The organism is uncultured Pseudomonas sp., from assembly GCF_913774235.1.
Taxonomy (GTDB): Bacteria; Pseudomonadota; Gammaproteobacteria; order Pseudomonadales; family Pseudomonadaceae; genus Chryseomonas.
Genome location: NZ_CAJYDW010000002.1, coordinates 151,179 through 160,831 on the forward strand (window position 1 = coordinate 151,179; position 9,653 = coordinate 160,831).

The 9,653-nt window shown below is 66.1% G+C and carries 12 protein-coding genes and 2 pseudogenes; all 14 read left to right on the forward strand.

Features of this window, described 5'->3' with window-relative positions; translation table 11 throughout:
• Position 1 precedes the first annotated feature (1 nt).
• On the forward strand, positions 2 to 865 hold the full coding sequence (locus QZ471_RS01260) for a head maturation protease, ClpP-related (protein WP_295460495.1): 864 nt from the start codon (positions 2 to 4) through the stop codon (positions 863 to 865).
• The gene (locus QZ471_RS01265) at positions 862 to 2,049 is read left to right on the forward strand and encodes a phage major capsid protein (RefSeq protein WP_295460497.1); all 1,188 of its coding nucleotides are present in this window, start codon (positions 862 to 864) and stop codon (positions 2,047 to 2,049) included. The genes QZ471_RS01260 and QZ471_RS01265 overlap by 4 nt, the downstream gene beginning before the upstream one ends.
• A gap of 41 nt (positions 2,050 to 2,090) precedes the next feature.
• Positions 2,091 to 2,561 (forward strand): hypothetical protein, encoded by a 471-nt coding sequence (locus QZ471_RS01270; RefSeq protein ID WP_295460498.1) that lies wholly within the window; start codon positions 2,091 to 2,093, stop codon positions 2,559 to 2,561.
• Between the two features lie 3 nt (positions 2,562 to 2,564).
• Positions 2,565 to 3,041: a head-tail connector protein gene (locus QZ471_RS01275; protein WP_295460499.1), complete on the forward strand. Its 477-nt coding sequence runs from the start codon at positions 2,565 to 2,567 to the stop codon at positions 3,039 to 3,041.
• Positions 3,041 to 3,379, forward strand: a complete 339-nt coding sequence (locus QZ471_RS01280) for a phage head closure protein (protein ID WP_295460500.1) — start codon at positions 3,041 to 3,043, stop codon at positions 3,377 to 3,379. Before QZ471_RS01275 ends, QZ471_RS01280 begins: the two co-directional genes overlap by 1 nt.
• 2 nt (positions 3,380 to 3,381) lie before the next feature.
• A complete protein-coding gene (locus QZ471_RS01285) occupies positions 3,382 to 3,816 on the forward strand; it encodes an HK97-gp10 family putative phage morphogenesis protein (protein WP_295460501.1) in 435 nt (144 codons plus the stop codon).
• Positions 3,816 to 4,181 carry a DUF3168 domain-containing protein gene (locus QZ471_RS01290; protein ID WP_295460502.1) on the forward strand — a complete coding sequence of 122 codons (366 nt, stop codon included), beginning with the start codon at positions 3,816 to 3,818 and terminating at the stop codon, positions 4,179 to 4,181. The genes QZ471_RS01285 and QZ471_RS01290 overlap by 1 nt, the downstream gene beginning before the upstream one ends.
• A gap of 65 nt (positions 4,182 to 4,246) precedes the next feature.
• Positions 4,247 to 4,555: pseudogene (locus tag QZ471_RS01295) on the forward strand (phage tail tube protein); the annotation flags it as partial.
• 225 nt (positions 4,556 to 4,780) lie between these two features.
• Positions 4,781 to 4,996, forward strand: a pseudogene (locus tag QZ471_RS01300) (phage tail tube protein); the annotation flags it as partial.
• A gap of 9 nt (positions 4,997 to 5,005) precedes the next feature.
• Positions 5,006 to 5,374 (forward strand): phage tail assembly chaperone family protein, TAC, encoded by a 369-nt coding sequence (locus tag QZ471_RS01305; RefSeq protein ID WP_295460503.1) that lies wholly within the window; start codon positions 5,006 to 5,008, stop codon positions 5,372 to 5,374.
• A 14-nt stretch (positions 5,375 to 5,388) separates the two neighbouring features.
• Positions 5,389 to 5,682 carry a hypothetical protein gene (locus QZ471_RS01310; protein ID WP_295460504.1) on the forward strand — a complete coding sequence of 98 codons (294 nt, stop codon included), beginning with the start codon at positions 5,389 to 5,391 and terminating at the stop codon, positions 5,680 to 5,682.
• A 37-nt stretch (positions 5,683 to 5,719) separates the two neighbouring features.
• On the forward strand, positions 5,720 to 8,578 hold the full coding sequence (locus QZ471_RS01315; RefSeq protein ID WP_295460505.1) for a phage tail tape measure protein: 2,859 nt from the start codon (positions 5,720 to 5,722) through the stop codon (positions 8,576 to 8,578).
• Entirely contained in the window at positions 8,568 to 8,906 is a 339-nt protein-coding gene (locus tag QZ471_RS01320; protein ID WP_295460507.1) for a phage tail protein, read from the forward strand. Before QZ471_RS01315 ends, QZ471_RS01320 begins: the two co-directional genes overlap by 11 nt.
• Positions 8,903 to 9,652 carry a phage minor tail protein L gene (locus QZ471_RS01325; RefSeq protein WP_295460508.1) on the forward strand — a complete coding sequence of 250 codons (750 nt, stop codon included), beginning with the start codon at positions 8,903 to 8,905 and terminating at the stop codon, positions 9,650 to 9,652. Before QZ471_RS01320 ends, QZ471_RS01325 begins: the two co-directional genes overlap by 4 nt.
• The last annotated feature ends 1 nt before the right edge of the window (position 9,653 follow it).

The following is a 9,653-nucleotide window of genomic DNA, read 5'->3' on the forward strand; positions in this document are numbered from 1 at the left end:
CATGCAATTCAAATCCAAGGCTGGCAGCTTCCGCTGCGAGCTGAGCCCGCGCGCGCTCGACAAATGGAACCCGGCCATCAAGGCGGCCGTGGAGTCCACCAGCGACACCATCACCATCTACGGAATGATCGGCGAGGACTGGTACGGCGACGGCGTGACCGTCTCCCGCATCGACGCCGCGCTGCGCTCCATCGGCGACAAGGCGGTGACCGTCTACATCAACTCGCCCGGCGGCGACATGTTCGAAGGCCTGGCCATCTACAACCGCCTGCGCGAGCACAGCCAGGAAGTCACCACCAAGGTGCTTGGCCTGGCCGCCTCGGCGGCCTCGGTCATCTACATGGCCGGCGCCAAGCGCGAAGTCGCGACGAGCGCGTTCCTGATGATCCACAACTGCTGGACCTTGGCGGTGGGCAATCGCCACGGCCTGCGCGACATCGCCGGGACCATGGAAGAGTTCGACGCCGCGATGGCCGACCTCTACGCCGAGGGCAGCGGCCAGCCGGTTACCGACATCGCCGAGATGATGGATGACGAGACCTTCATCCGCGGCAAGCGCGCCCTGGAGCTGGGTTTCGCCACCGGCCTGCTGTCCTCGGACGAAATCACCGAGCGCCAGGACGAGCAGTCCCAGCAAAGCAACGCGCTCAAGGCCATGGATGTTGCCCTGGCCAAGGCGGGTATGACCCGCAGCGAACGGCGCGAGCTCTTCGCCAGTTTCAAGTCCAGCACGCCGCGCGCTGCTGGCGGGGGCACGCGTGAGGCTGCCCCGACCGACAAGCCCAGCGCTGTCGCGCCAGACCTCACCGCCTCTCTGAGCGCGGCATCCGACATCCTCAAATCTCTCCAAGGAGTATCGCAATGAGCGACTTCGATAAGCAGTACAACGAGCTGAACGCCAGCCTGAAGAGCATCGGCGATCAGATCAAATCCCAGGCGGAAACCAGCAACAAGGAAATCGCCCGCTACGGCGAGATGAACACCGAGACCCGTGCCAAGGTCGACGAACTGCTGATGAAGCAGGGCGAACTGCAGGCCCGGGTGCTCGAAGCTGAGCAGAAGCTGGTCGCGGCCAACAGCGCTACCCAGCGGCCCGAGGCCCCCAAGTCCGCCGGCGAGTTGTTCGTGGCCAGCGAACAGATGGAAGGGGTCAACTCCTCGTTCCGCGGCTCCCGCCGTGTGTCCGTGCCGCGCGCCGCCATCACCACCACCACCGCGGGTGGGCTGGCACCGGCCGAACGCCTGGACACCGTCGCGCTACCGGGCCTGCGCCGCGCCACCATTCGGGACCTGGTAGCACCAGGTGAGACCGAGTCCGGCTCCATCGAGTACGTTCGCGAGACCGGCTTCACCAACAACGCAGCAACTGTTGCCGAAGGCGGCGCCAAGCCGTACTCCGACATCACCACCACCCTGGTGACCGCGAACGTCCGCACCATCGCGCACCTGTTCAAGGCTTCGCGGCAGATCCTGGACGATGCCAAGGCGCTGCAGAGCTATATCGACGCCCGCGCTCGCTATGGCCTGCTACTGGCCGAAGAGTCCCAGCTGCTTTACGGCAGTGGCGCCGGTGCCAACCTGCAGGGCCTGGTGACCGTTGCCGCGCAGTACGCCGCTCCTGGTGGTGTGACCGTGACCGGTGAGCAGCGCATCGACCGCTTGCGCCTGGCGCTCCTGCAGGCCGAGCTGGCCGAATTCCCCTCGGACGGCATCGTGCTGAATCCCATCGACTGGGCTCTGATCGAGTTGATCAAGGACGACGTCGGCCGCTACATCATCGGCCAACCGCAGGAAGGCACCGCTGCCCGCCTGTGGAACCGCCCGGTGGTGGCTACCCAGGCGATGAAGCAGAACGACTTCCTCACCGGCGCGTTCAAGCTGGGCGCTCAGATTTTCGACCGCATGGACGTCGAGGTGCTGATTTCCACCGAGAACGACAAGGACTTCGAAAACAACATGGCCACCCTGCGCGCTGAAGAGCGCCTGGCGTTCGCCATCTACCGTACCGAAGCCTTCGTCACCGGCAAGCTCGCTGCCGCCGCGTCCTAACCCCTGCACGGGCCGGGGTTGCCGGCCCTTCGAGGTGAGAAATGTCCGATCTACTGATTAAGCCACTGCGAGCCTATGAAGACCGCGGCACCATCCGTGACGTCGACCATGAGCCCTATGCGGCGCCGGTCTGGCTGGCCAAGGAGCTCGAGCAGCTGAAACTGTGCGAGATCGTAGGCGAGGTGGGTGGCCAGAAGAAAGCTCCAGGCCCCACCACTGCGCCGGACGTTCCGCCCGACTCTGTGGGCTTAGCTCCTCTGCGGCTGGAGAAGAAGGGTCAGCGGTGGATCATCGTCGACGCCCAGGGCGCGCGAGTCGGTGACTTCATCGGCAAGCGGGAGGAGGCTGAAGCCGAGCTGGCCAAGCAGCTGGCCGCGCTTTCGTCTGCTGCTGCTGACATCCCGCCGGCCGACACGCCCCCGCCGGCTGCCGGCGACCAGCCTCCGGCTGACCAACCGCCTGCCGACCAGCCTCCCGCTGGCCAACCGAACGACAATCCGCCCCAGGAGTAAGCGATGTCCGTGATCAGCATAGAGCTGGCCATGCAGCACCTGCTGGCCGAGGAAGAGGATCAGGTCCTGGTCCAGGCCATGCTGGATGGCGCCGAGGAATCGGCCAGCCAGTACCTGCAGCGGCGGTTCTATGCCGATCAGGCTTCGCTGGACGCCGCCCTGGCCGAAGTGCCGGCGGCGATCAGCTCCACCCGCATCCGCTACGAACAGGCCGTGGCTGCCGCTGACGTGGTGGTGGACTTCAATGATCGCCAGGGTGCGCTTGATCGTGCCGCCAAGACGTTCGCCGATGCCCGGGCCGAAGTCGAGATGAAGGCCCGAGGCCTTGTCATCAACAAGGCAATTCAGGTTGCATGCCTGCTGATCCTTGGCCATCTTTTCGCCAACCGCGAGGACGTGGCCACCGGCGTGACCGTCGCCGAGTTACCCATGGGCTCCCGGCACCTGCTGGCACCGTACCGTACTGGGATGGGCGTGTGATGCGTGCCGGCCAGCTACGGCAGCGCGTGATGCTGCAGCGCGATGGGCGTCACCAAGACCCGGACACCGGCGAGATGATCAGCGGCTGGTCGAACCTGACCAGCAAGGCCATCCCGTGCTCCGTCGAGCCGGTGAGCGGCCGCGAGTTCATCGCCGGCCAGGCCACCCAGAACGAGGTCACGGCCCGGATCGTCATCCGGTACCGCGCTGGGGTGACTTCGGGCATGCGCGCCGTGCATCGCGACGTGATCTACAACATCGAGGCCGTCCTGCCGGACAAGAACTCCGGGCGGGAGTACCTCACCCTGATGGTTTCCGGCGGACTCGCCGAGGGCTGATCATGATCACCTTCACCCTCAAGGGCGTGGACGATGCAATTGAGCGGCTGACCCAGCTGCCGGAGAAGGTCCAGAAGCGCTCCGTGCGCCGGGCCGCCCGGGCGGCGATGAAGATCGTCCGTGACGAAGCTGTCGACCGGGCCAACCAGCAGGACGACCCGGAAACGCCCATGAACATCGCCGACTTCATCGTGATCCGCGAGGGCACGATCAAGGGGCGGCGCGAGGGCGGGATCGTCATGCGGGTAGGCGTCATGGGCGGCGCCCGCTACGACAAGAACTCGCCGAACCCGACCTACTGGCGCTTCGTCGAACTGGGCACCGAGCGCTCCCGCGCCAGGCCCTTCATGCGTCCGGCGCTGGACAACAACGTGCCGGACGTAATCCAGACCTTCGTCGACGTGCTCAACGACGAGCTGAACAAGGAGCTGGTCTGATGTTTCCCCCTCTGTTCAAGGTCGTCGCGGCCTCCGCCGCCGTCAAGGCGCTGTTCGGCGCCGACCCGGTGCGGGTCTATCCCTTCGGCGAGGCTGAGGAGGGCACCGCGCTGCCCTATGCTGCCTGGCAGATCATCAGCGGCAGCCCGGACAACTACCTCACTGGCCGCCCGGGGGTTGACGGGTTCCGCACCCAGGTCGATGTCTACGGCAGCACCCCTGCCAGCGCGCGTGCTGCCGCCATGGCGCTCCGCGACGCCCTCGAAGGCGTGGCCTACCTGGTGGCCTACAACGGCGAGAGCCGCGACCGAGACACCAAGAATTACCGGGTCAGCTTCGACCTTGAGTGGACTGTGCTCCGCTGATCCATCACTGACTTCCCATCGACCCGCTCCGGCGGGTTTTTTCATGCCCGCAGGAGACGCTCCACATGGCAATTCTCACCCAAGGAACCCAGATCTTCGCCCTGGTCCCGCCCTCCAGCGGCACCGGCGCCTACACCGTGATGGAGATCAAGCGCGCTACCGCGTTCAACCCCGGCGGTTCCCCGGCCGATCAGATCGACACCACCCCGCTGTCGGCGCTCGAGCGCGAGTACATGAAGGGTTTGCGCACCCCCGGCGCGGCCTCGATGACCGTCCAGGCCGATCCGAAAGAGGACAGCCACATCCGGCTACACCAGCTGTCCGAAGCGACCGGCGACACCACCATCAAGTGGGTAGTGGGCTGGTCCGACGGTCCAGTGGACGAGAACAACGAGCCGACGTCTCTGCCGACCGCCGCGCAGACCGGCACCGTCACCAGCCTGGCGATCGGCAACGGCGGTTCCGGCTACACCTCGGCGCCGACCGTAGCCCTCACCGGCGGTGGCGGCTCGGGCGCCGCGGCGACTGCGGTAGTCGCCGACGGCAAGGTGACCGGCCTTACCATCACCAACCCCGGCACCGGCTACACCAGCGCGCCCACGGTGGCGTTCAGCGGCGGCGCCGGATCGGGTGCAACGGCCACGGCCAGCCTGACCACCGACTGGAATTTCGTGCTTCCGGACGACCGAACCTGGTTCGAGTTCAAGGGCTACGTCTCCGACTTCCCGTTCGACTTCGCCGGCAACACGGTCGTGACCACGGCCGCCACCATCCAGCGCTCCGGCGGCAGCAAGTGGAAGCGCAAGAGCGCATAAGGACCGAGCATGAAACTGAAAGAACTGAAAGCCGCCGGCGCCTTTGTCGAAGCGGCGCCCGTGAAGAAGCCCATCAAGTGGCCTCACTTGGACGAGAACGGCGATCCCGTCACCGACGAGTTCACCGTCCTGGTGAAGCGCCAGTCCTTCGCCGTGATCGAGAACTTGTATTCCCCGGACGCGGGCGAGGGCGAAGCCGACGTGGCCAAGCGCAGCCGCAACGCCAAGCTGATCAGTGAGTGCGTGCTGCTGGGCGAGAAGGGGGAAGAGCAGATCCCCTACGAGGACGCGCGCAACCTGGAGCCGAACCTGGCCTTCGCCCTGCTCAACGCTGTGCATGAGGTCAACGGCCTCGGGAAGACCGCGGCAAAAAACTGACCGCCGTCGATGAGATGTGGCACGAGCTCGTGCTGCATGGCATCGGCGGCCGCACCATCCTCGAAGCCAAGAATCGCCTGACCTACGTTGAGGCCATGGACTGGTATGCCTACCTGCGCCGGCGCGGCAGCCTGAACCTGGGCAATCGCCTGGAGCATGGCTTCGCCATGCTGGCCACGGTGCTGAGCCGCATCCACGGCGGTGAGGTGGAGATGGAGGCCTTCATGCCCTACGAATCCGCCCTGGCCCAGGCCAAGGAGGAGGCCGAGGGCATCTCGCTCGACCAGGCCATGGCCACCTGGCACTGATCGCCCGCTCCGGCGGGCCACCACCTGGAACTGACACATGGCAACCCGCTCCCTCGGCAGTTTGACGCTCGACCTGGTCGCCAAGACCGGCGGCTTCGAGCAGGGCATGGACCGTGCCGCGCGCTCCATGCAGCGGTTCAAGGCCGAGACCAGCAAGCAGCAGAACGACTTGGAAAAGCTGCTGGGCAAGATCGACCCGGTGGTAGGACGCCTGGGCGAGCTGGACAAGATGGAGCAGCAGCTGGCGGCCCACCGCAAGGCCAACCGCCTGCCGGCTGACGACTATGCCGAATACCTGGGCAAGCTCAACGCCATGCGCGACGGGCTGACCAAGGCGACCTCGGCGAATGACAAATACACCATGAGCGCCAAGGCTCAGGCCGCGGCCCTGCGCGGTGTGCCGGCGCAGTTCACCGACATCGTCACCAGCTTGCAGGGTGGCCAGCAGCCGCTGACCGTCTTCCTGCAGCAGGGTGGTCAGTTGAAGGACATGTTCGGTGGCGCCGCGCCGGCCGCCCGAGCCTTGGGCGGCTACGTCCTCGGCCTCATCAATCCCTTCACCCTGGCCGCTGCCGCCGCCGCGGCGCTTGCCTTGGCCTACTACCAGGGCTCCAAGGAGCAGGACGCTTTCCGGGTTTCCCTGGTTACCACGGGCAACTTGGCGGGCAAGAACACTGGCCAGATGGCCGACCTGGCAAAGGAAGTCAGCGGCGTCACTGGGACCACCGGCGCCGCCGCTGAAGCCCTGGCGCAGCTGGTGGCTACCGGCTCGCTCACCAGCGACCAATTCAAGGACATGGCCGTCGCCGCCGTGGCCTGGGAGTCCGCCACCGGCAAGGCTGTTTCCGACACGGTCGCCGAGTTCAAGCGCCTGGCCGACGAGCCGACCAAGGCCTCGGCCGCGCTGAACGAGCAGTACAACTACCTCACCGCCGCGGTCTACGACCAGATCCGGGCGCTGGAGGAGCAGGGCAACAAGACCGCCGCCGCCAACCTGGCCGAAGCGACCTATGCCGGCGCCCTTCAGGAGCGCGCCAAGAACATCAAGGAGAACCTCGGCGCCCTGGAGTCGGCCTGGAACAGCCTCACCAGTGGCGCGAAAAAGGCCTGGGACGCCATGCTCAACATCGGGCGCGAGGACACCCTGGCGCAGCAGATCGAGAAGGTACAGAAGCAGTTGGACGAGCTGCCGGCGCGCAGCTCGGTCACCGGGCGCCAAGCCAGCCGCGACCAGGCCGCCCAGGATGCCCAGCGCGCCGCCCTCCAGGGCCAGCTCGATTTCCTCAAGCAGCAGAAGGCCACCCAGGACTCGATCGCCCGGGCGCAGGGGCTGGCCGCCGACGATGAGCGCGCGGCCATCGCTGCCAGCACTTCGATGCACCAGAAGTACCTGGCCGGCTTGGACAAGGAGGCTCAGAAGAAGAACGCCATCGCCGAGCTGGATCGGGAGCGCGCCGCGCGCCTCCGCGTGGCCGGCGCCGATGCGGCCGCCATCCAGCGCGAATACGCTGTGGCACTGGCCGGTATCGAGGACAAGTTCAAGGACAAATCGACCACCCGCACCAAGGCCTATAGCGACGACGAGGCCACGCGAACCCTCCTGGCACTCCGGCAGCAGCAGAGCAGCCTGGAAGAGCAGCTGGCCAGCAGTGAGAAGCTGACGGCCTCCCAGCAGAAGCTGGCGCAGTTCGAGCAGCAGATTGCCGACCTGAAGACCAAGCAGACGCTGACGGCCGACCAGCAGAGCCTGCTGGCCAACCAGAGCCAGATCAAGGCGCAGCTGCAGAAGAACGCCGCGATCGAGCAGGAGATCGTCCACAAGCAGGAGCTGCAGAAGCTCACCGAGCGCGCCGCCCAGCTGGACGCCTCCATCGCCAGCACCTTGGCCTCCCAGGCCGAGCAGTATGGCCGGCAGCTGGACGGCGCCGGCATGGGCGACCAGTACCGGGACCGGCTGAACCAGCAGAAGTCGATCTATCGCGAGTTCCAGCGGTACCAAGAGCAGCTGGACAAGGCCACGCCCAAGGATCTGCTGGGGTCGGACCAGTACAACGAGGCCACCGAGAAGATCCGGGCCGGGCAGGAAAAGGCGCTCAAGCAGTCGGCGGACTACTACGCCGAGCTGGACCGCCAGAACAGCGACTGGACCCTGGGCGCCCAGGATGCCTACCAGAACTACCTGGCCAGCGCGCGGGATGTCGCCGGGCAGACCAAAAGCCTGTTCACCAACGCTTTCAGCAGCATGGAAGATGCGATCGTCAGCTTCGCCCTGACCGGAAAGCTGTCCTTCAGCGACTTCGCCAAGTCGGTGCTGGCGGACATGGCCAAGATCGCCGTGCGCTCGGCCAGCAGCCAGGCGCTGAGCGGGCTACTGAGCATCGCTGGGTCTGTCGCTGCCAGTTACTTCGGTGCCGGCGGAACGGCGCCGGCGAGCACCTCGGCGACGGTGGGTGGCTCCACGACTACCTTCAATCCGCAGCTGAACACCGCCGGCCTTACCTACAACGCCAAGGGTGGCGTCTACGACAGCCCGAGCCTTTCCGCCTTCAGCAACCAGGTGCACGACACCCCGAAGCTGTTCGCCTTCGCGAAGGGCGCTGGGATCTTCGCCGAGGCCGGCCCGGAAGCTGTAATGCCCCTGACCCGGGCCGCGGACGGCTCGCTGGGCGTGAGGGCGCTCCAGGGTCAGAACAACCTGCCGGCGGCGGCGCCGATCCAAATCCACACCGAGGTGCATGTGGATGCAGGCGGCAATGCCACGGCGTCAACGGATGCGTCGCAGGCCGGCGCCGCTGGACAGCAGTTGGGCAAGATGATCAGCGACGGCGCCCTGCGCGTCGTTCAGCAGCAGCTTGCCACCGGCGGATCAATCTGGAGGCTCGTCAATGGCCGTTGAAACGTTCACTTGGGACCCTAGGCCGGATGCCGAGGGCACCGCGACCTACCGGACCCGCAAGACCCCGCTCGGTGACGGATACGCCCAGGTTGTCGGTGATGGCCTCAACAACAAGTCGCAGAGCTGGCCGCTGACGTTCAAGGGGGGCGAGGCGACCATCGTTGCGATTCGGGACTTCCTGGATCGCCACGCTGGGTACCGATCGTTCCTCTGGACGCCGCCTCTCGGAGCGGTGGGCTTCTACATCGCCGGAGAGCATCGCCTGGCGGCCCATGGGGCCGACATTTACACCCTCACCGTCACCTTCGAGCAGTGGTTCCACCCATGAGTTTGCAGACGCGGTATCAGCAGCTGGAGCCCGGCGCCGAGATCACCCTGTTCGAGATCGACGGCAGTGATTTCGGCGCCGACGTGCTTTATTTCCACGGCCACGCCATTCCACACACGCCCGAGGAGATCACCGCGGCTGGAGCCAACGCTGATCAGCTACCGGCCAAATCGATCTGGTGGAAGGGCATCGAGTATGCGGCTTGGCCCGTGCAGCTGGAGGGCATCGAAGCCAGCAGCGACGGCACATCAGCCCGGCCGACATTTTCCGCTGGCAACGTTTCGGGCCGCATCACGGCTCTCTGCCTGGCGTTCGAGGACCTCCTTCAGTTCCGCCTGGTAATGCGCGAGACCCTGGCTGAGTACCTGGACGCACGCAATTTCCCAGCGGGAAACCCGACTGCCGATTCCACCCAGGAGGTAATCGAGGTCTGGTATCTGGACCAGAAGACTCGCGAGGACGGCGAGGTGGTTTCTTGGGAGCTAGCGTCACCGGGCGACCTCGCCGGCGAAGCGGTGGGGCGACAATGCACGACGCTGTGCCATTGGGCCATGACCGGCGGCTACCGCGGCCCGAACTGTGGCTATACCGGCCCCTACCGAGACGAGAACGGCGAACTGACCGATGACCCGGCCCGCGATATCTGCGATGCCACCCTGGGCACCGGCTGCGTGCCGCGCTTTGGCGAGGGCAACGAGCTACCCCACGGCGGCTTCCCGGCCGTCTCCCTGATCGCCAGGAGCTGAC